Below are 19385 nucleotides of genomic sequence, written 5' to 3'. Positions count from 1 at the left end.
GCGTCCGCGTCCGGGTGGCGACGCCGCTCACGCGTCACCCCCGAAGGTGCGCCGCTGGAAGAAGCGGAGGATGACGAGCGAGACGAGCAGCGTGCCGACGGCCAGCACGACCGAGGCCGCCGCGGCCCCGCCCAGGTTGTCGTTCATGAACGCCTCCTGGTAGATCTTCATGAGCGGCACCCAGGTCGAGGAGATGGTGGTGGTGATCGGCCGCAGCGTCGCCGGCTCGCTGTACAGCTGGATGGTGCCGATGACCGAGAACAGACCGGTCAGGACGAGCGCCGGGGCCACCAGCGGCACCTTGATGCGCAGGGCGATGGTCCACTCCGAGGCGCCGTCGATCCGCGCGGCCTCGTAGACCTCCGACGGGATCGACCGCAGCGACGTGTAGATGACGATCATGTTGAACCCGACGCCCGACCAGAGCGCGATGTTGGCCAGGGCGAAGTAGAGGACCGGGTAGGAGAGCATGTCGAGCGGCCCGCCGCCGAGCTCCCTGGCCAGGTAGTTCACGGGGCTGGTGCTCGGCAGGTAGAGGAAGCCCCACAGCAGGCTCGCGATCACGCCGGGGACCGCGTAGGGCAGGAAGATCGCGGTCCTGGCGAAGCCCGCGAAGCGGACCCGCGGCGTGTCGAGGAGCAGGGCGAAGAGCAGCGCGAGGCCGAGCACGCTCGGCACGGCGATGAGGCCGTAGACGAGGAGCCGCCCGAGACCCGCCGTGAACTCCGGGTCGCCGAGCACCGCGGAGTAGTTGTCGAGGCCGATGAATCCCTCGACCCGGCGGCCGTACGCCCCGGAGCCCTCGACCCGCAGGCCGCGGAAGCTCAGGTAGAGCGCGTAGCCGATCGGCACCAGCAGGAACGCGACGAAGAACGCCATGGCCGGGGCGACGAACAGCCAGGGGACGAGGCGCCGCCTGGCCCGGCGGGCCCGGTGGGGCGGCGCGGGGGCCCGCCGGGCGCCCACGATCCGGGCGCCCGGCGGGAGGGTGGTCGTCTGCTCGGTGGTCATCGCCGCACCGGGTAGCCGGAGTCTTCCAGGTCCTCGATGACGGCCTCCTGCGTGGCGGTGTAGACGTCACGGAAGGAGGTGCCGTCCAGCGCGGCCTGGTTGAGCGCGTCGCTGAACGCGCTCTGCGCCACGTTGACGTTGGGACCCCAGGTCATCGGGATCGTCGTGTCCTGGATGACCTGGTCGGCCATCGCGTAGAAGTCCGTCTGCTCGGGCATCAGCCGCGGCGGGTCGCTGGAGAGCGTGGCCTCGCGTCCGCCGTTGCCGCCGGGGTAGAGGTCCAGGTCGAGGAGCAGCTCCGAGCCCTCGTCCGAGGCGCCGAGCCAGGCGGCGAACTCCGCGGCCTCCTCCGCGTGTTCCGACTTCTCCGGGACCAGGTAGGTGGACCCGCCCTGGAACGGCACGGCCGGGTCGCCCGGCGTCCACTGCGGCAGCGGCGCGGCCGCCCACTGCCCGGCCGTGTCGGGCGCCACGGAGTACAGGACGCTCGGCGCCCAGGCGGCCGCCGCCCAGCTGAGGATCCGGCCGTCGTTGACCTTGGCGTTCCACTCGGGGGTCAGCAGCGGCTCGACGGAGACCAGGTCGCGTTCGACGAGGTCCTGCCAGAAGTCCGCGGTCTGGAGCGAGGCCTCGTCGGCTATGCCGACCGTCCACCCCTCGTCGTCGGCGTTCCACCAGCGGGAGCCGGCCTGGGCGGCCTGCGCGGCGAAGAACTCGAACTGGCTGGCCGAGAAGCTGGCGATGTAGACGTCGGGGTCCTGCTCGTGGATGGTCTCGGCCGCCTCCGCGTACTCCTCCCACGTCGTCGGCACCTCGACGCCGTACTGCTCGAAGAGGTCGGCCCGGTAGGTGAGCATCATGGGCCCGATGTCCTGCGGCACCCCGTAGACCCGGTCGTCGACGCTGTTGAGGGCCCAGATGTTCTCGTCGACGTTCTCCCGCACGTCGGCGACGTCGTCGGTGATGTCCCGGACCGCCCCGGAGACGACGAGCGAGGGCAGCGCGCGGTACTCGACCTGCACGAGGTCGGGCACGTCGTCGGCGCGGTCGGCGGCGAGCAGCTTGGACGAGGTCTCCGCCGTGCCCCCGACCTCGGAGAGCTCGATGGTGACGCCGGGGTGCTCCTCCTCGTACCGCTCGATGATCGCCTGCGCGGCGGGATCGGCGGCCTTGAGGCTGTAGGTCCAGAACTCCAGCGTGACGGGCCCGTCCGCCTCGTCCGACTCGGCGCCGCACCCCGCGAGGGCGGTGGTGACGCCGGCGACGGCCAGGGCCGTCAGCGCGCGGGCGAGGCGAAGGCGGCCCCCGCTGCTGCGAGTTCGGGGTGGCGTGGTCATGCACATCTCCTTTGACGCACAGGGAAAGCGTCCCGCTTGTCCCTGCTTGAGGTTGCCCTATGCTCATGGCAACGTTGTCATTCGTCAAGTGGCCTGCCCAGAACTCAAGGAGCCGATGTGCCCGCTGCCGAGATACGTCCCGTCGTCGCGGGCTGCCACCCGGACCCGTCCGTCTGCCGGGTCGGCGAGGACCACTACCTGGTCACCTCGTCGTTCACGTACTTCCCGGGGCTCCCCGTGCACCGCAGCCGGGACCTGGTGCGGTGGGAGCGGGTGGGGCACGTGCTCGCCGACCCGGACCACGTCGACCTCGACGGGCTGGACGTCTCCGACGGCGTGTGGGCGCCCACCATCCGGCACCACGACGGGCTCTTCTACGTGGTCTACACGGTCGCCGAGGACCGCAGGGGCCGCGCCACCTTCGTCACCACCGCCGCCGACCCGGCGGGCCCGTGGTCACCGCCGGTCCGCCTGGACGCCGAGGGCATCGACCCGTCGCTGTTCTTCGACGTCGACGGCCGCGCCTGGTTCACCGCCACCCGGGACGCGCTCGCGGCCGACGCCACCGGACCCGCCGAGATCTACCTGCGCGAGTTCGACCACCGGTCGCTCAGCCTCTTCGGCCCGACCCGGGTGATCTGGAGTGGCGCGGTCGCCGGCACCTGGGTCGAGGCGCCCCACCTGTACCGGCGGGGCGACGTCTACCACCTGCTGGCGGCCGAGGGCGGGACCGAGCGCAACCACGCCGTCACGGCGGCCACGGCGAGCGCGCCCACCGGCCCCTACACGACCGACCCGCGCAGCCCGCTGCTGACCCACCGTCACCTCGGGGCGGGGGCCTCGGTGCAGAACGTGGGCCACGCCGACCTGGTCGACACCCCGACCGGCGACACCTGGGCGCTGGTGCTCGGCGTCCGCCCGGTGGACGGCGCGCACAACCTCGGCCGCGAGGTGTTCCTGGTGCCGGTCTCCTGGGAGCCGGAGGGGCCCGTCTTCGCGCCCGGCGTCGGCGCGCTCACCGGCCCGGACGGCCACGCGGCCGGGGCGGACGACGCCCCCGCCGACTGGGTCGGCCTGCGCGGCCCCGTCCGACACCGGTGGCGCGGACGGGATCTCTCGCTGGCGCCCGCGCCCGACGGGCTCGCCTCCCGGGGCCGCCCCGCGTTCCTCGGCCGCCGCCAGGACCGGCACCGATTCGCGTTCGCGGCGACGGTCCCGGCCCCGGGATCGCCCGAGAAGCACGCCGCGCTGGTGGCGTTCCAGAACCAGGACCGCTTCGTCAGCCAGGCGGTGGTGCGCTCCGCCGACGACGTCGTGGTCGAGACCGTCCTGTGGGACGGCGGGGCCCGCACGGTGCTCGCCGAGCGCCCCGGCGCCGACCGGCAGCGTCTCGAGATCCGCTCCGACGGCCGGAGCTACGCCTTCGGCGCGGTGGTCCGGGGCGACTTCGAGGCCCACGCCACGGTCGACGCGCGGCTGCTCAGCACCGAGGACGCGGGCGGCTTCGTCGGCGTGCTCCTCGGCGTGTCCCACCAGGGGCCGGCCACCACGCCGTGGGTCACCGTCGAGGACGTGACCTACACCGGCGCCTAGACCGGGGCGCCTAAGCCGGCCGGCGGGCCGGCGCCGCCGAGCTGCGCCGGGCGACCAGGGACGGGGCGATGAGGTGGTGGCGGGGCCGCTCCCCGCCCATCACGCCGAGCAGGACCTCGATGCAGGTGCGGCCCAGGGCCACGAAGTCCTGCCGGACCGTGGTCAGGGAGGGCACCAGGTACTCGGAGCCCTTGATGTCGTCGAAGCCGACGAGCGACACGTCGCCGGGGACCGCGACCCCCTGCTCGGCGAACGCCGCGAGCACCCCCATCGCCATCTGGTCGTTCCCGGCGAACACGGCCGTCGGCCGCCGCGCGCGGCGGGCCACGTCGAGCCCGAGACGGTAGCCGCTGGCGGCCGAGAAGTCGCCCTCGAGCAGTTCGGGGGACGGCACGCCGGCCGCCAGCATCTCGGCCCGCCAGCCGTCCACCCGGGCGCGGGCGTCGAAGGTGGTCAGCCGGCCGGTCAGGTGCAGGATCTCCCGGTGGCCGAGCTCCAGCAGGTGGCGCGTGGCGAGCCGGGCGCCGAGCTCCTGGTCCAGCTCGACGGAGCCGATGGCGGGGTTGGCCAGGTCTCCGGACATCACCACCGTCATCGGCACGCGGGTGACCAGCCCCTCCAGGGCCTCCGCCCCCACGGGGCGGTCGGCGATGACCGCGACGCCCTCGGCGGCCTGGCTGGCCAGCCGGTCCACCGTCTCGGCGAGCCGGTCGACGTCGCCGCCCTGCCAGCTGCTCATGTTGACCCAGTAGCCGGCGCGCTGGGCCGCCTCCTCGACGCCCAGCAGGATGCGCGGGAGCTCGAAGAGCTCGGAGCCCGCGATGACCACGCCGATGGTCATCGACCGCCCGCTCTTCAGCGACCGCGCCACGTCGTTCCTGCGGTAGCCGAGGCGCTCTATGGCCGCGACCACCCGGTCCCTGGTCCCCGGGCGCACCGACGGGTGGTTGTTGAGCACCCGGCTGACGGTGACGTGCGCCACGCCCGCTTCCCTGGCCACGTCCACCATGCTCGGGGGACGCGCCGAACCCCGCTCGGTCACACCGCTCCACCTCCGGCCGGCCCGGCGGCCGGCGATCACGGCATCCTAGTCGCTCGACTCGGCGCGGGGCGGAGCCGCCGGGCCGGGGTCAGTAGCGGGGGCGGTAGCGGCGGAGGTGGGCGCGGGCCTCGTCCGCCGTCATGCCGAGGGCCTGACCCACGGTCTCCCACGGCACCTGGTCGGTCAGCGTGGCCTCGGCCGCGTCGCCCCCGACGCGCCGGGCGACGCCCTCCAGCAGCGCCACCGCCCGGAGCGCGGCCAGGGGCGCGTCGTTGGCCAGGAGCTCCAGCTGCTCGTCCAGCTGGCCGAGCAGCCCCTCGAGGCCGAGCGGCAGCGGGACCGATCTGGCGTCGACCTCCGCGATGTGGCGGGCCCAGTCCTCGTAGAGGGGGTCGGTGTCCACGTCGCGGAGGTCGGGCGTGGCCGCCCAGTCGATCGGCTGCTGCCGGGCGCCCCGCCAGCCGCACGAGCAGGAGCCGCGCAGGCCGGCGGCGCGGGGCGCCCCGCAGGTGCCGTCGTAGATCCACCAGTCGCTGACCGCCGGCACGTGACTGCCGCTGCCCACGTCGAAGTAGACCGGCTTCGGCTCGCCGCCGTCCGCCAGGACGGCCCGCACCGTGCCCTCGTGCGACGTACCGAACTCCTCGCTGTACCACCCCACGACTGTCCGCCTCCCGGTCCGCGTGCCGTGTCCCGCCGAGCATGCCCCAGCCGGGAGGGCGGCGGTGGGGGAGCGGTGCGTCCGGTCGATCCCGGGCCCCGGACGTTCGTTGGCCGTTCAGCGGTTGGCGGGATCGGTCCGGGGGAGCAAGGAAAGCGCCACGGGCGATCCGGCCGATCCGGGCATGGGCGGTGGCGCCGCCGGTATCCGCTCCAGGACGCCGCCGGCGAAGACGTCGTACAGCGGCAGCGTCTCCAGGTGCACGTAGCCGATGTGGCAGTCGCAGACCGCCAGCGGGCACGGTCGCGGGGCGAGCGCCGCGCGGTAGGAGCCGTCGTAGAGGTTGCCCAGCTCGTCCCTGACGAAGTGGCAGCGCCGCACCGTGCCGTCGCCGTCGACGGAGACCACCGTCGAACCGGTGCGGCACGGGCGGCCCGCCGACCGGTGCGGGTGCCTGCTGTAGGGGAAGAGCGGGTCGAGCGCGGTCCACCGCGCCGCCTCCTGGTCCGTGTAGCGGTGCCCCTCGGCCGCGTTGACCCACAGGTAGACGTGCTCGGGCAGCTCGGCGCGCAGCCGCCTGGCGTGCGGCAGGTGCTCGGGCAGGCCGACCACGCCGACGCTGAACCGCACCCCGAGCTCGGCCAGCCGCCGGGTCTTGGCGAGCAAGCGCTCGGGGGGCGTCTGCCCCGGGTGGTAGGTGCACCACAGCGCCACCGTGTCCAGGTCGGCGTCGGCCAGCCAGTCGACGCGGCAGCTGAGGTTGGTCTGGATCGCCACCCGGTCGACGTGGGCCTGGTGCGAGAGGTCGACCAGCGCGGCGCGGTACCAGGAGCGCACCAGACCCTCGCCCCATGGCGTGAAGAGCAGCGAGAGCCGGTCCTCCCGGTGGGCCCGCACCCAGTCCGTGAACCGGTCGAGCGCCGCCCGGTCGGCGCGGAGCTGCGCCGGGGTGTCCCGGCGCTTCGCGAACGGGCAGTAGGGGCAGTCGTAGTCGCAGGAGGCGAGCGGCCCCCGGTACAGGATCGTCAGGTCCATGGCGGGCGCGGTCACCTCGGCTGGTAGGCGGCCATGGCCGCCCGCACGGCGGGCGAGAAGAGCTCGGGCCCCACGGCGTCGGAGTGGGCGAGGCCCGCCGGCGAGAGGCGCACCAGCTCGGGACCCGTATCCGCCAGCCAGCCGTGGGCGGCCAGCGTCTCCAGCTCGGCGGGGAAGTCCTCGTGCGGGGTCGAGCCGAACCGCAGCCGGTACTCGGCCACCGCCAGGCCCCGGGCCCGCAGCAGGGACTGCAGCAGGTGCCGGCGCCGCGCCTCGTCCTCGTCGACGGCGCGGCCGTGCACGGCCCGGTCGAACTCCTCGGTGGCGACGTAGGCGTCGATGATGCCCCTGACCTCCCGCGCGCCGACCGCGTAGTCGAACGAGTAGTGCAGCGTGGAGGTGTAGGACCGGGCGCCGCAGCCGAGGCCGATCATGCCGTCGGTCTGGCAGGCGTAGTCGTCCGGGCCCTGCGGGGGCGCGTCGGCCCGCCGGAACATCCGCATCGACAGCTGCTCGTAGCCGCTGGCCAGCAGGTGGTCGCGGCCCTCGCGGTAGCGGGCGAGCCGCGCCTCGTCCCAGGCGCGGTCGGCCGCCTCGGGGTCGGCGTGCCGGCCGAGGCCCGTCAGCGGGCGCACATAGAGCGGGTAGAGGTAGAGCTCCTCGGGGCGCCAGGCCAGCGCCGCGTCCAGCGAGTGCCGCCAACTGGCCGCCGTCTGCCCGTCGATGCCGTAGATCAGGTCGATGTTGAGCACCGGGACGCCGGCCTCCCTGATCCGGGCGAGCGCGGCCTCCACGTCGGCGCGGCGCTGCGGCCGCACGGCCGCCCGCGCCTCCTCCTCGACGAAGCTCTGCACCCCCAGGCTCAGCCGGGTCGCGCCCCGCTCGGCCAGGACGGCGAGCCGGTCGGCCGTCGCCGTGGCCGGGGACGCCTCCACCGACAGCGGGATCGCCCGCAGGTCGGCGCCCATCCGCAGCTCGGCGATGTCGCACAGCCGCGCCAACTCGGCGGCCGTCAGGAAGGTCGGGGTGCCGCCGCCGAACGCGGCGTTGGCGAACCGCACTGGCTCCGCGTCGCCCAGTGCCGCACGGACCGCGACCGCCTGCCGTTCGAGCGCGTCGAGGTAGCGGCCGGTGAGCCCCTCGGGAGCGCCGACCCGGGTGAACAGGTTGCAGAAGCCGCAGCGGACCTCGCAGAACGGGATGTGCGCGTAGAGCGACAGGGCGCGCCGGGACTCGCCGGCCCACAGGTCGGCGAGGAGCGGCCGGTCGGGCAGCGGCCGGTAGGCGGTCTTGTGCGGATAGGCGTAGACGTAGTGCTGGTAGGGCCGGGGCGGGCGAACGGCGGTGGTCATGCGGACGGCTCCAGGAAGAAGTGGCGGTAGGGGACGGTCCACACGGCCTCGTGGCCGAGGCGGTGCCCGGTGTACCCGTCGTCCCCGTAGGCGGTGCCGTGGTCGGAGCAGACGATGGCGAAGCAGCGGCGCCGCGAGCTCATCGCGGCGAAGAGGCGCGGGATGTGGCGGTCGACGTACTCCAGCGCGGCGGCGTGCGTGGCCAGGCTGTCGCCGGCCTCCCGCGTCGCGCCCGGCAGGTGGAACCAGTTGGGCTGGTGCAGCGCCGAGACGTTGAGGAAGAGGAAGAGCCGCCGGTCGGCGGGGAGCGCGGAGACGATCCGCTCCACGCGCGCCACCTGGGCCTCGAAGGAGGTCGGCGAGGCGACGGAGAACTCGGGCTCCCAGTGGCTCTCGTGGAACAGCCCCGGCAGCACGCCGCCCAGCGCCCCCCGCTTGTTGAAGAAGCCGACGCCGCCGACGCACGCCGTGTGGTAGCCGCGCCCGGCCAGCGCCGAGACCAGGTCGGGCGCGTCGAAGACGAAGGTGCGCTCCTCGGTCGTCTCGCTGCCGGCGAACCGGGCGGCGAAGAGCCGCGGGTGCCGGCCGGGTGCGGCGGGGGTCGGCAGGAAGCCGGCGAACATCGCCTGGTGCGAGGCGTAGGTGAAGCTGCCGGGCGCGTGCCGCTTCTCCCAGGTGCCGCCGGGCAGCCTGGCGGTCAGGTTCGGCAGCCGCCCGGCGGCGGCCAGCTCCACGGCCACGTCGTAGCGGAGGGTGTCGAGGGTGAGCAGCAGCAGGTCGTCGCGGCCCACCACCTCGTTCATGTCCGGGTTCGCCGGGTCAGTGTGGCGCACGGTCCCTCCTCGGTCGCGGCGGCCAGCCGCTCCGCACGGCCGCGAGCTGCGCCGCGTACGTGTCCAGCTCCTCGGCCCCGCCGCCCGGCAGCCCGAGCAGCCCGGGCAGCAGGTCGCCGAACGCGTTCACCTCGCCGACGGCGAAGCGGCGCCAGCCGGTCGCCGGCAGCAGGTCGACGCCGACGCACAGCGTGCCGGGGAAGCACGCGGCGGCCCGCTCGCAGATCTCCAGCGCCGCCGCCCACCGGTCGCCGGCCGCGGCCTTGGCCGCCGCCAGGTCCCCCCTGACCCCGCCCAGGTGCAGGTTGGTCAGCGGGAAGCGGCTGGTGCGCACCACGGCGTGGGTGGCCCGGCCCGCCACCACCAGGACCCGCAGGTCGGCCGACCTGCCGGCGAGCGCGGCCTTCGGCAGCCACCGCTCGACGTGCAGCCCGTCCGGCGCCAGCGCGTCGACGATGCCGGCGACCGTCCGCTCGTCGGTGAGACGGCGCACCCGCAGCGAGTTGTGGAGCCGGCCGCCGGGCGCCACCTCGACCGGCGTGGTGGCGTGCAGCCGGCCGGCGCCGGCCTCGACGGCCAGGATCCCGGACCCGGACGAGCCGTGCGCCGGCTTGACGAAGACGCGCGGCATGCGGTGCTCCCGCATCGCCGCCCGCACGTCCTCCCAGCCGCGCACCGGCCACGCCCCGCCCGAGGTGGGCGAGGGCGGCACCGGCACGCCGGCCGCCGCCAGCCGGGCGTGACAGCGCCGCTTGTCGAACAGCACGGCCAGCTCGGTCGGATCGTCCAGCCGGACCCCGCCGCGCAGCGACCCGACCGCGGTAAGGAACCGGGCGTACCAGGTGGCGGAGCCCTCCACCCGGGTGGGCTCGTCGACGCCGCGCAGCAGCCGGTCGACCTCGGCGTTCTCGCCGGGCGAGTCGAGCCGCACGACCTCGTCGGCGGCGAAGTCGTGGCCGCCGTCGCGCAGCACGTCACGCCACTCGACGACGCGCGGCGCCGGCAGGCCGGCGGCCAGCGCGGCGGCCGTGAACAGGCCGACGCGCCGGTTCTCCCCGTTGCCGACGACCGCCCAGCGGCGCGGTCCAGCCGCCGGCGCCGCGCTACTCACCCACCGCGACATAGCGCCACACGGTGCCGTCGCCGTCGTCGTGGGAGTCGGCGCCGTCGTCGCTCAGGTCCAGGCTCACCCCGGCCGGCTCCAGGGACTCGCGCAGCCGGGCGCGCATGGCCTCGCTCAGGTAGTTGTGGTGCATGTCGAGCGTCCTGAGGTGGGTGAGCGGCTGGCCGGTCAGCAGCGCGGCCGCGCCGTCGTCGGTGAGCACCCCCATCGACACGTCGAGGGCGTCGAGCCTGGCCACCACGGGGGCCGAGGCCAGCGCGGCGCATATCTCGTCCTGGATCTCGCTGTCGCGCAGCGCCAGGTGGGTCAGCGCGGGCAGCCTGGTGCCCGCCAGGATCGGCGCCAGGTCGCCCACCTCGGCGTCGCCGCCGTAGGCGGAGGTGCCCAGCCACAGGTCGAGGTGGGTCAGCGCCGGCAGGTCGCTGGCCGCCACGCCGCGCACCGCCGCGACCGGCATTCCGCCGGTCTCGATGGTCAGCCGGCGCAGCCGCTCGTGGCGGGTCGCCGGGAACTCCAGCTGGTTGCCGCCGCGCACCGCGAACTCCTCGAGCTCGGGGAAGGCGTCGAGCAGCGGCGTCACCGTGCCCTGGGTGATCCAGGAGATCTCCGACTCCTCGAAGGTGATGTCCGCGAGGAACAACCCGCGCAGCGCGGGCAGCCGGTCCCGCGCCGCCACGATCGCCTCGATCACCGCCTCGGGGCCGGTGTCGTACACGTTGCTCCAGGCGCCCACCACCAGCGCGCGCACCCGTGTGGTGTCGACGGCGGCGAGGAACCGGGCGAAGGCGTCCTCCCACTCCTCGTCGCTGTCGTAGGAGTCGACCGCGACCCGCCACGCCACCGACTCCGGGGCCGGCAGCCCGGCGGCGTCCCCCTCGCCCTTCACGGAGTCCGGGAAGTCGAGGACGGGCAGGCCGTGGAAGTCCGGCAGATGGTTCCCGATGGTCATGCGCGCCCGCTCCTTCTCGTCGTTTCACCGGACGGTCACGGGAGTTCTACCAAGCCCCACCGACAACGCGGTCGGTCGGGGCGAGTTGTCAGTGCCCCCTCCTACAGTCCGGAGTCGTGGCGCACCGGGCGCCCGACGGGAGGGAGACCCATGTACCGGCAAGGAGACGTCCTGATCGTGCCGTTGGCCGAGGACGCGGTCCCGGGGGAGGCGCGTGACGCCGCGTCGGAGCCGCGCGACGGGCGGGGCCGGCTCGTCCTCGCGCTGGGCGAGGTCACCGGGCACGCGCACGCGGTGGTGGGCCCGGGGCGGCTGGTCAGGGAGGGCGGCGCGTTCGGACCGATGCTGCTGCACGTGCCGGACGGCGCCCGGGTGGTCCACGAGGAGCACGCGGCGATCCCCCTGCCCAGGGGCTGGTACCGGGTCGTCAGGCAGCGCGAGTACGTGCCGGGTTCGGTGCGGATCGTCGCCGACTGAGACCGGACCGGAAGCGAGGAGGATCGGCATGACACAGCGGACGACCTGGCGGGCGGTGGCGGCGGCCACCGGTGCGGGCGAGCGGAGCGCGGCCGAGGCGGGGGTCCGCCTCGCCTACCGGCGGGCGGGCCTGAGGGAGCCCGAGCGGATCATGTGGGCCCGCTCGCCGCTGGAGGCGGCGCGGCTGCTCGCCGCGGAGCCGCGGCCCACCGGGCCGAGCCTGCGGACCGCGGTCCGCGACCGGCCCATCGCCGCCGAGCGGGAGCGGCTGCACACCCGTCTTGGGCCGACCGGCTGGAGCGAGCACTGGCGGGCGACGGGCGCCGACCTGTGGGAGACCACCGCCCCGCTCGTCGACCGGATCCGGGCCGGGATCGTCGAGGCGCTGGCCAGCGGCCCGGCGGACGAGCCCCGGATCAGGGTGCTGCTGCTGGACGCGGTCCTCGGCCAGCACGAGGCGGCCTGGCTCAGTGCCTTCGACACCGGCGAGGACTCCGCGGTGGCCGGCCTGGCCCAGGTGGCGCGCGCCGCCGGCTGGTGGTGGCCCTACGCGGAGCTCGCGGTGATCAGCGAGCGGCCGACCGAGCTGCACCGCGACGAGGCCGGCCGCCTCGACCGGGGCGACGGCCCCGCGCTCGCCTACCCGGACGGGTTCGCGCTGCACGCCTGGCGCGGGCTGCCCGTCCCCGGCGAGTTCCTCGACCAGCTCGGCTCGTTGACGCCGGCCAGGATCCGCGACGAGGAGAACGCGGAGCTGCGGCGGGTGATGCTGGAGCACTACGGCTACGACCGGTACCTCGCGGAGTCCGGCGCGAAGCCGGTGCACCGCGACGAGACGGGGGTGCTCTGGCGCATTGCCCTCAGCGGGGACGAGGACGTGGCGATGGTGGAGGTCGTCAACTCCACCCCGGAGCCCGACGGCACGAGCCGCACCTACTGGCTGCGGGTGCCGCCCCGCACGAGGACCGCCCGCGAGGGCGTGGCCTGGACGTTCGGCCTGGGCGCCGAGGCGTACGCGCCGCTGCGGCAGACCTGAGCGGCGGCCCGGCCGGGAGCGGTGCCGCCCCCGGCCGGGGTTCGGTCACTCGGGCGCTTCGAAGGTCCACACGGCGCGGTCGCGCGGGCCGACGTACAGCGTCGACCGGCCGATCTGCTCCACGTGTTGGTCGAGCACCGGCCCGTTGAGCCTCATCTGGATGCTCCGCAGCCCCGCCTCGGCGCGTGGCACGGCGTCCAGCCGGATCGTGGTGGCGCCGTCGTCCACCACGATGCCGCTGTCGGTGGTCCGGACGTCGTACCCGCCGGCCTCCAGCAGCGGGACGGTGGTGGCGAGGTCGCGCTCCGGAACCCCCAGGTGGATGGCGGTGACGTCGCGCATCAGGTGGTTCTGGTAGTCGTCGGACAGGTAGCGCTCCCGGCTCACGTCGCCCGGATAGCTCTCGGGCCCCGTGTTGGAGCGGGGGTCGGCGAAGTACTCGCCGCGGTACTCCATCGCCCAGGGGTCGAAGGCCTCGTACTGCTCGCCGGTGGCCCGCAGGTACTCGAACCACGGCACCCGCACGCCGTCGCCGAAGTCGCGGGTCTGGAGGCCCTCGGCGGGCTCGATGCCCTGGTCCACCAGGTTCCGCGCGACGAGGTCCAGGTCGCCGGCGTCCTCGGGCGAGATCCCGAGTCCCGAGGAGCCGAACTCGGCGTCCTGCCCCGGCAGATCGCCCTCGCCGAAGAACTCCAGGTACGTCTCGCGGCCCATCAGGTAGCGGCCCGTCCAGCTGAAGTCGCCGCCGGTGGTGGTGCGGACCTCGAAGTTGGCGAACTCCCGCAGGTACTCCGAGTCCTCGATGGCGTCGGCGGTCTCCCGGTCGACCACCGCGTAGGCGTGGTTGTAGAACAGCAGTTGGTCGTCGGCGGCGGACGACCGGCTCTCCGCGGCACCCGCCGTCCCGGTGAGGACGACGGTGGCGGTCACGGCGAGGCCGAGGGTGGCTCGTAACGTACGGCTCATCAACATGCGCGCGATCCTAGGGCCGTGTTGATCACCCGGTGAAGATCGCGTTTGCAAAAGTTCGCCCAGGAAATCCCGTGCCGGCCCGGGCCCGCCCGGCGTGCGCCGGCGGGGGGTGAGGGGGTGCGACACGGCCACCCACCCGGCTTCCTTCCAGGTCGGCGACCCAGCACCCTGGACGCATGGCACCTGATCAGCAGCAGAGCGGCGGGAGTGGCACCGAGCTCGGGCGTTTCCTGCGCGCCCGTCGCACCCAGCTCACCCCACGGGAGGCCGGGCTGACCCTGGGCCCGGGGCTGCGCCGCACGCCCGGGCTGCGCCGCGAGGAGCTGGCCACGCTGGCCGGGATCAGCATCGACTACTACGTCCGCCTGGAGCGGGGCAGGGAGACCCGGCCCAGCCCCAGCGTCGTCGACGCGCTCGCCCGCGCCCTGCGCCTCGACGAGGACGAGCACGCACACCTGCGGACCCTGGCCGCCCGGGCCGCCCGGTACGCCCCCGAGCCACCGGCCCCGCCCGGCCGCACGGTGCGCCCGCACCTGAGGTTGCTGCTGGAGACGCTGCGCCCGAACCCCGCGTACGTGGCCAGCCGCGGCCTCGACCTGCTCGCCGCCAACCCCGGGGGCCTCGCGCTGTTCGCCGGCATCGACGACTGGCCGGCCAGGCAGCGGAACATCGCCCGCTACCTCTTCCTCCACCCCACCGGGCGCGAGCTCTTCGACGACTGGGACGACCAGGTCCGCGGCTGCGTCGCCCGACTGCGCGCGCTGGCCGGCACCGACCCCGACGCCCCCGACCTGACCCAGCTCGTCGGCGAACTCCTGCTGAAGAGCGAGGAGTTCGCCCGCCTGTGGGAGCGGTACGACGTCCGGGGCCGGGCCCACACGCGGAAGACCTTCCACCACCCCGTGGTCGGCACGCTCACCCTCGGCTACCAGGGCATGGACCTGGAGGGCACCCCCGGCCAGCGGCTCAACGTGTACCTGGCCGAGCCCGCGACGCCCGACCACGACGCGATGCTGCTGCTCGACCTGACCGCGCCCCGCCCGGCCGCCGAGCCCCGGGCCGAGCGGCGCGGCTGACGGGGCGGGGTCCGGCGCTCAGGCGGTGCGGGCGAGCTCGGCCAGCTCGACGCCGTACGCCAGCGGTCGCCCGGTCAGCAGCCGCTCCAGCTCGTCCACGGCGGTGCGGCCCAGCCGCGACAGCTCGTTGCCGAGCGAGCCGGCGACGTGCGGGGTGAGGAGGACGTTGGGCAGCCGGAACAGCGGCGACTCGGCCGGCAGCGGCTCCGGCTCCGTGACGTCGAGCACCGCCCTGATCCGCCCCGTGACCAGCTCCTTCGTCAGCGCCTCGGTGTCCACCAGGCTGCCGCGCGCGGTGTTCACCAGCGCCGCGCCGTCCGGCAGCAGCGCCAGCCGGGCGGCGTCGAGCAGGTGCCGGGTCTCCGGGGTGGCCGGCGCGTGCACCGACACGATCGTGCTGCTCGCGAGCAGCGTGTCGAGGTCGACGGCCCGCACCCCGAGCGCCCGGGCCTCGGCCTCGGTCACATAGGGGTCGTGGAGCAGCACCTCGAAGTCGAAGGGGCGCAGCAGCTCGATCACCCGCCGGCCGATCCTGGAGGCGCCGATGATCCCGACGCGGCGCCCCGCGTTCCCGATGTCCCGGTGGGTGAGGCCCGGTGGGAAGGCGCGGGTGGCGCGGTACTCGTCGTGCAGGCCGAGGACGTCCTTGCCGAGCAGCAGGATCACGCCCAGCGTGTACTCGGCGACCGGCAGGGCGTTGGCCGCGGCGGCGGTCGACACGGCGACGCCGCGCCGCCACACCTCGGGATCCAGCAGCGCCTTCACGGTGCCGGCCGTGTGCAGGACCCCGCGCAGCCGGGGGAGTCCGTCGAGCACGGTCGGGGTGACGACCGGGCAGCCCCAGCCGGTGATCAGGAACTCGGTCCCGGCCAGCCGTTCGCCGAGGGCCGGGTCACCGAAGTCCGTGACGGTGAGGGCGGGATCGATGTCGACGAGCTCCGTCAGCCGCGCCAGCGTGGCGGGCGGGAACAGCAGCGGGAGGTTGCGGTCGGCGAGGGCGAACAGGGCGGAGGGGCGCTGGGGCATCCTGGGAAACACCTCATAGGGGCAGACGATCACCAGTCTGCGCCAGAGTGCTCATGATTGGCAACAACTGCTCAGGATGCGCAGTGAGTGCTCAGGGCTCACGGGTGGGGACGGCCCCGCAGGACGACCGCACGATCAGCCGGGGCTGCAGCGTCATCTGACGGACCGCCGGCGGCTCGTCCGCGTCCAGCCGGTCGAGCAGCAGCCGCGCCGCCAGTTCCCCGAGCTCGTGCTTGGCCGGGGCCACCGCCGTCAGCGGCACGTCGGCCAGCGCGGCGATCTCGTCGTCGTACGCGATCAGCGCCAGGTCGTCGGGCGTGCGCAGCCCCCGGCCGCGCAGCCGCCGCATCAGCTCGATCGCGTCGTGGTCGGAGTGCACGAGCGCCGCCCGCACCCCGCCGGCCAGGCACGCCTCGACGAACCGGTCGTGGCGCTCGGCGGCCTCGGCCGCGCCGGGCGACGGCTGGCCGCTGTCCTGCACCGGGGCCGCCGGGTCGAGCCCCAGCAGTTCGACCGCCGCCGCGTACCCCTCGCGGATCTGGGCCGCGGTGGGGCTGCCGTTGGTGAACAGGGCCACCCGCTCGTGGCCGAGCTCCGCCAGGTGCCGCACCGCGGCGACCGCGCCCTGCCGGTGGTCCGAGGCGACGAACTCGTAGGGCCCGTAACGGTCCTGCGGCTGCCGCTCCAGCAGCACGAACGGCAGCCCGCACTCCCGGAGCCGCTCCAGCGTCGACTCGGGCACGAGCGGACCGCCGGCCGAGGTCACCAGCAGCCCGGCGGCGCCGGCCGCGCGCAGCTCCTCGATCTGCGTCAGGTCGTCGGGCCGCGCGTAGTCCGTGAGGCCGATGATGATCCGCGCCCCGCGCTCGGCGGCCGCCGCCCGGACGCCCGCGACCACCCGCGGGTAGTAGTAGGTGGCGGATGGGACGAGCAGCCCGAGCGCCCTGGTCGGCGCGGCCGGCACCGGCGCGGGCGCCGCGGGGACGTCGGCAGCCGGCGTCGGCATCGCCAGCATGGCACCGCCGCGCACCCTGGTCACCCGGCCCTCGGCCTCCAGGTCGGCCAGGTCGCGTCGGATGGTGGCGCCGGAGACGCCGAGCCGCGTCACGAGCTCGGAGACCTTGAGACCGCCGGCGGCCTCCAACTCCCGTAGCAGCAGTTCGTGCCGCTGCGCGACCAGCAACTCGGCCATCTCTCTCCCCGTGTTCCTCCCCGTCGGCGGCCCCGGCACATCCTAGTGCCCCCGCCTTCACGGCCACGGTGCAGCATGATGGCCGATCGTGAGCGCCCGTGATCGGTCCCACTCGGCCGGCCGGCGCATCCCGTGCGCCCCGGGTTCCTGCGAGAATCGCCCGTCAGGAGCGGGGACCGCCCGCGACGAGGGAGGTGCCGTCGTGCCATCCACCCCGAGGCCGCTGCGCAAGCTGGGCTTCCTCACCATCGGCCTGTTCGACGAGGCCGCGCCACGCGCCGGCCACGAGGCGACGCTCAGCCTCATCGAACTCGGCGAGCGACTCGGCTTCGACAGCGCCTGGGTCCGGCACCGCCACCTCCAGTACGGCATCTCCTCACCGGTCGCCGTGCTCGCCGCCGCCTCCCAGCGGACCCGGCGCATCCACCTCGGCACCGCCGTCACCCCGCTTGGCTGGGAGAACCCGCTGCGGCTCGCCGAGGACCTGGCGACCGTCGACATCCTCTCCGGCGGCCGCCTCAACCCGGGCGTCAGCGTCGGCCCGCCGATGCGGTACGAGGAGGTCAGGGAGGCCCTCTACCCGGACACCGGTGACGCCGAGGACTTCAGCCACGAGCGCGTCCGCCGGCTGCTGTCGTTCGTGCGCGGCGAGCCCGCGACCGGCTTCAGCGGCACCGAGGGGTTCGAGGCGTTCTCCGACCGCGTCCAGCCGCACGCTCCCGGGCTCGCCGACCGCATGTGGTACGGCGCCGGCAGCCTGCGCTCGGCCCGCTGGGCCGGCGAGCACCGCATGAACCTGCTGACCAGCAGCGTGGTCAAGGCCGAGGACCCCGAAGCCCCGGCGGACTTCGCCGAGATCCAGCTCTCCCACGTCAGGGCCTTCCGCGCCCACCACCCCGACGGCGACCGTGCCCGCGTCTCGCACGGCCTGGTCGTCGTCCCCACCGACTCGGCCACCCGGGCACAGCGCGCGAAGTACGAGGCGTACGCCGCCGCCAGGCTGCCCAGGACGGCCGAGCCCCAGGGCCCCGCCCGGCTGCTGTTCGCGCCCGACCTCGTCGGCACCTCGGCCGACATCGCCGAACGGCTCCACGCGCACGCCGCGTTCCGCGAGGTCGACGAGGTCGCCTTCGCGCTCCCCTTCACCTTCGCGCCCGAGGACTACGTCCAGATCCTCACCGACATCGCCACCCACCTCGGCCCCCTGCTCGGCTGGCACCCCGACCCGTCCTGACCCTCCGCCGGTCGGGAAAACCGCTGGACGGGCCCGCGCCCGGCGGCCTAACGTCCCCCGCGTCCCAGACCACACGTCCGAGCGGAGTGCGACCGATGAGCGTTCGAGCGACGGCGGCCGGCCGACGGCCCACCCACGCCACCGCCACGACCTCAACGACCGCGTCGAACGTAGGGACACCCAACCGTGGATCTGCCACGTCACCTCATCCTCCGCGAAACTAGCCACCGCGACCGACTCACCACCCTCGGGCGGGCGCTACGCCTCCCGCCGGCGTCGCGGGTGCCCGGCCCCGTCGGGGGTCCGGTCGAACTGCCGAGCGCCTGGGCCCGCCCGCGTCCCGGCGGTCTGCCGCTGGCCGGCGAGCCCTACTGGCGCGTGCGGCGACGGGGCCGCCGTGGCGGCCTGCCCCACCGCCGGCACGTCCGCCTTCCCGCCGCCGCCCGCTTCGACCGAGCGGTTCGGCGAACCCGGCCACGCCGCCGTTGAGCCGGTGCCGCGCCGACCGCGCCCGGTCGGCGCGGCGCCTCGGTTGACGGCACGAGCGGTCGCCCACCCGACCATGATCAGATCGGTGCTCGTGAACCCGATGACGACCGCCTCCCACGACAAGAGCGATCTGCTGGCCAGGATGGAGCGGAACCTGGCCGAACACGCCTGCCACCTGCACCGGCACCTCGCGGGCGCGACCGTCCTCGCGAGCGGCGACCTCGTGGTCGCCGACAGCGGCCTCGACGACGACACCTTCAACGTCGTCGCCGCCGCCCGCTTCACGTCCGCCGCCGCGCCTTCCCGGATCGCCGAGACCATCCGGACGCTGACCGCCACCGGCCGGCCCTTCTCCTGGTGGGTGGGGCCCGCCTCCACGCCACCAGACCTCGGAGCCCAGCTGTCCGCCGTCGGCCTGCCCGCGGCCGAACAGGAGACGGCCATGTGGGCCGAGCTGACGGACGACCTGCCGCGACCGCAGGCGGACGGCCTCGACATCCGCCCGGTGACCACCCCCGCCCAACTCGCCGACTACGCCGCGGTCCTCGCCGCCAACTGGGACCCGCCCGCCGACACCGTGCGCCGCTTCCTCGAACAGGCCGCGCCGCGTGCCCTGGCCGCCGACTGCCCGGCCCGCTACCTGGTCGGCTACCGGGAGGGACACCCGGTCTGCTCGGCCGAGGTCTTCCTCCACGCCGGCGTCGCCGGGCTCTACAACATCTCCACCCTGGCCGCCCACCGCCGCCGCGGCTACGGCGGCGCCATCACCCTGGCCGCGCTCCACACCGCCCGCCGCGCGGACCACCGCCTCGCGGTCCTCCAGGCGTCGGCGGACGGCGACCCCGTCTACCGCCGGCTCGGCTTCCACCCCTGCGGCCGGTTCACCGAGCACGCCCTCACCGTCGCACGCGAAAACCGCTGGACGGTTGGGCGCCCGGCGGCCTAAC

18 protein-coding genes are annotated in these 19385 nt (G+C 74.8%); 6 read left to right on the top strand and 12 right to left on the bottom strand.

What is annotated here, in order from left to right:
- Positions 1 to 27 precede the first annotated feature (27 nt).
- Positions 28 to 1011: a carbohydrate ABC transporter permease gene (locus RNC47_RS19920; protein ID WP_311600583.1), complete on the bottom strand. Its 984-nt coding sequence runs from the start codon at positions 1009 to 1011 to the stop codon at positions 28 to 30.
- Positions 1008 to 2348 (bottom strand): ABC transporter substrate-binding protein, encoded by a 1341-nt coding sequence (locus tag RNC47_RS19915; RefSeq protein WP_311600581.1) that lies wholly within the window; start codon positions 2346 to 2348, stop codon positions 1008 to 1010. Before RNC47_RS19915 ends, RNC47_RS19920 begins: the two co-directional genes overlap by 4 nt.
- Positions 2349 to 2465: 117 nt before the next feature.
- On the opposite strand from RNC47_RS19915, the gene RNC47_RS19910 reads away from it, so the two are divergent.
- Entirely contained in the window at positions 2466 to 3941 is a 1476-nt protein-coding gene (locus RNC47_RS19910) for a glycoside hydrolase family 43 protein (protein ID WP_311600579.1), read from the top strand.
- A gap of 10 nt (positions 3942 to 3951) precedes the next feature.
- On the opposite strand, the gene RNC47_RS19905 is transcribed toward RNC47_RS19910, so the two are convergent.
- From RNC47_RS19905 to RNC47_RS19875, 7 genes are all read right to left on the bottom strand, one after another.
- Positions 3952 to 4983: a LacI family DNA-binding transcriptional regulator gene (locus RNC47_RS19905; RefSeq protein ID WP_311600577.1), complete on the bottom strand. Its 1032-nt coding sequence runs from the start codon at positions 4981 to 4983 to the stop codon at positions 3952 to 3954.
- A gap of 88 nt (positions 4984 to 5071) precedes the next feature.
- Positions 5072 to 5644, bottom strand: a complete 573-nt coding sequence (locus RNC47_RS19900) for a hypothetical protein (RefSeq protein ID WP_311600575.1) — start codon at positions 5642 to 5644, stop codon at positions 5072 to 5074.
- A gap of 117 nt (positions 5645 to 5761) precedes the next feature.
- Positions 5762 to 6679, bottom strand: coding sequence for an STM4011 family radical SAM protein (locus RNC47_RS19895; protein ID WP_311600574.1), 918 nt, complete (start codon positions 6677 to 6679; stop codon positions 5762 to 5764).
- Between the two features lie 11 nt (positions 6680 to 6690).
- The gene (locus RNC47_RS19890) at positions 6691 to 8031 is read right to left on the bottom strand and encodes an STM4012 family radical SAM protein (protein ID WP_311600572.1); all 1341 of its coding nucleotides are present in this window, start codon (positions 8029 to 8031) and stop codon (positions 6691 to 6693) included.
- Positions 8028 to 8834: an STM4013/SEN3800 family hydrolase gene (locus tag RNC47_RS19885; protein WP_311600632.1), complete on the bottom strand. Its 807-nt coding sequence runs from the start codon at positions 8832 to 8834 to the stop codon at positions 8028 to 8030. The genes RNC47_RS19890 and RNC47_RS19885 overlap by 4 nt, the downstream gene beginning before the upstream one ends.
- 16 nt (positions 8835 to 8850) lie before the next feature.
- Positions 8851 to 9987, bottom strand: coding sequence for an STM4014 family protein (locus RNC47_RS19880; RefSeq protein WP_394814825.1), 1137 nt, complete (start codon positions 9985 to 9987; stop codon positions 8851 to 8853).
- On the bottom strand, positions 9968 to 10936 hold the full coding sequence (locus RNC47_RS19875) for an STM4015 family protein (RefSeq protein WP_311600569.1): 969 nt from the start codon (positions 10934 to 10936) through the stop codon (positions 9968 to 9970). The genes RNC47_RS19880 and RNC47_RS19875 overlap by 20 nt, the downstream gene beginning before the upstream one ends.
- A gap of 150 nt (positions 10937 to 11086) precedes the next feature.
- Here RNC47_RS19875 and RNC47_RS19870 point away from each other — a divergent pair, with 150 nt between their 5' ends.
- Both RNC47_RS19870 and RNC47_RS19865 read left to right on the top strand, forming a co-directional pair.
- Positions 11087 to 11413, top strand: a complete 327-nt coding sequence (locus RNC47_RS19870; protein ID WP_311600568.1) for a hypothetical protein — start codon at positions 11087 to 11089, stop codon at positions 11411 to 11413.
- A gap of 28 nt (positions 11414 to 11441) precedes the next feature.
- Complete coding sequence (locus RNC47_RS19865; RefSeq protein ID WP_311600566.1) at positions 11442 to 12449, top strand: DUF6745 domain-containing protein; 1008 nt, start codon at positions 11442 to 11444, stop codon at positions 12447 to 12449.
- Between the two features lie 45 nt (positions 12450 to 12494).
- Here the strand turns inward: RNC47_RS19865 and RNC47_RS19860 are convergent, their stop codons facing one another.
- Positions 12495 to 13415 (bottom strand): DUF5829 family protein, encoded by a 921-nt coding sequence (locus tag RNC47_RS19860; protein WP_311600630.1) that lies wholly within the window; start codon positions 13413 to 13415, stop codon positions 12495 to 12497.
- Positions 13416 to 13597: 182 nt separating this feature from the next.
- Between RNC47_RS19860 and RNC47_RS19855 the strand changes: the two genes are divergently transcribed.
- Positions 13598 to 14497, top strand: coding sequence for a helix-turn-helix transcriptional regulator (locus RNC47_RS19855; RefSeq protein WP_311600564.1), 900 nt, complete (start codon positions 13598 to 13600; stop codon positions 14495 to 14497).
- A gap of 18 nt (positions 14498 to 14515) precedes the next feature.
- On the opposite strand, the gene RNC47_RS19850 is transcribed toward RNC47_RS19855, so the two are convergent.
- Both RNC47_RS19850 and RNC47_RS19845 read right to left on the bottom strand, forming a co-directional pair.
- Positions 14516 to 15523 (bottom strand): hydroxyacid dehydrogenase, encoded by a 1008-nt coding sequence (locus tag RNC47_RS19850; RefSeq protein WP_311600562.1) that lies wholly within the window; start codon positions 15521 to 15523, stop codon positions 14516 to 14518.
- Positions 15524 to 15614: 91 nt separating this feature from the next.
- The gene (locus tag RNC47_RS19845; RefSeq protein WP_311600560.1) at positions 15615 to 16715 is read right to left on the bottom strand and encodes a substrate-binding domain-containing protein; all 1101 of its coding nucleotides are present in this window, start codon (positions 16713 to 16715) and stop codon (positions 15615 to 15617) included.
- A gap of 202 nt (positions 16716 to 16917) precedes the next feature.
- On the opposite strand from RNC47_RS19845, the gene RNC47_RS19840 reads away from it, so the two are divergent.
- Together RNC47_RS19840 and RNC47_RS19835 are read left to right on the top strand one after the other, a co-directional pair.
- Positions 16918 to 17949: an LLM class flavin-dependent oxidoreductase gene (locus RNC47_RS19840; protein ID WP_311600558.1), complete on the top strand. Its 1032-nt coding sequence runs from the start codon at positions 16918 to 16920 to the stop codon at positions 17947 to 17949.
- Between the two features lie 631 nt (positions 17950 to 18580).
- Positions 18581 to 19384: a GNAT family N-acetyltransferase gene (locus tag RNC47_RS19835; protein ID WP_311600628.1), complete on the top strand. Its 804-nt coding sequence runs from the start codon at positions 18581 to 18583 to the stop codon at positions 19382 to 19384.
- Position 19385 lies beyond the last annotated feature (1 nt).

The organism is Streptomyces millisiae (genome assembly GCF_031845425.1).
Lineage (GTDB): Bacteria > Actinomycetota > Actinomycetes > Streptomycetales > Streptomycetaceae > Streptomyces > Streptomyces millisiae.
Note: the sequence above shows the minus strand (reverse complement) of the source record. Positions and strands in the feature narration are given on the sequence as shown.

What these genes read in the sequence shown, in the direction of transcription:
- RNC47_RS19920 (WP_311600583.1), bottom strand. Translation starts at nt 1,011, where the DNA reads ATGACCACCGAGCAGACGACCACCCTCCCGCCGGGCGCCCGGATCGTG.
- RNC47_RS19915 (WP_311600581.1), bottom strand. Translation starts at nt 2,348, where the DNA reads ATGACCACGCCACCCCGAACTCGCAGCAGCGGGGGCCGCCTTCGCCTC.
- RNC47_RS19895 (WP_311600574.1), bottom strand. Translation starts at nt 6,679, where the DNA reads ATGGACCTGACGATCCTGTACCGGGGGCCGCTCGCCTCCTGCGACTAC.
- RNC47_RS19890 (WP_311600572.1), bottom strand. Translation starts at nt 8,031, where the DNA reads ATGACCACCGCCGTTCGCCCGCCCCGGCCCTACCAGCACTACGTCTAC.
- RNC47_RS19885 (WP_311600632.1), bottom strand. Translation starts at nt 8,834, where the DNA reads ATGAACGAGGTGGTGGGCCGCGACGACCTGCTGCTGCTCACCCTCGAC.
- RNC47_RS19880 (WP_394814825.1), bottom strand. Translation starts at nt 9,987, where the DNA reads ATGTCGCGGTGGGTGAGTAGCGCGGCGCCGGCGGCTGGACCGCGCCGC.
- RNC47_RS19875 (WP_311600569.1), bottom strand. Translation starts at nt 10,936, where the DNA reads ATGACCATCGGGAACCATCTGCCGGACTTCCACGGCCTGCCCGTCCTC.
- RNC47_RS19870 (WP_311600568.1), top strand. Translation starts at nt 11,087, where the DNA reads ATGTACCGGCAAGGAGACGTCCTGATCGTGCCGTTGGCCGAGGACGCG.
- RNC47_RS19865 (WP_311600566.1), top strand. Translation starts at nt 11,442, where the DNA reads ATGACACAGCGGACGACCTGGCGGGCGGTGGCGGCGGCCACCGGTGCG.
- RNC47_RS19860 (WP_311600630.1), bottom strand. Translation starts at nt 13,415, where the DNA reads ATGAGCCGTACGTTACGAGCCACCCTCGGCCTCGCCGTGACCGCCACC.
- RNC47_RS19855 (WP_311600564.1), top strand. Translation starts at nt 13,598, where the DNA reads ATGGCACCTGATCAGCAGCAGAGCGGCGGGAGTGGCACCGAGCTCGGG.
- RNC47_RS19850 (WP_311600562.1), bottom strand. Translation starts at nt 15,523, where the DNA reads ATGCCCCAGCGCCCCTCCGCCCTGTTCGCCCTCGCCGACCGCAACCTC.
- RNC47_RS19845 (WP_311600560.1), bottom strand. Translation starts at nt 16,715, where the DNA reads ATGGCCGAGTTGCTGGTCGCGCAGCGGCACGAACTGCTGCTACGGGAG.
- RNC47_RS19835 (WP_311600628.1), top strand. Translation starts at nt 18,581, where the DNA reads ATGGAGCGGAACCTGGCCGAACACGCCTGCCACCTGCACCGGCACCTC.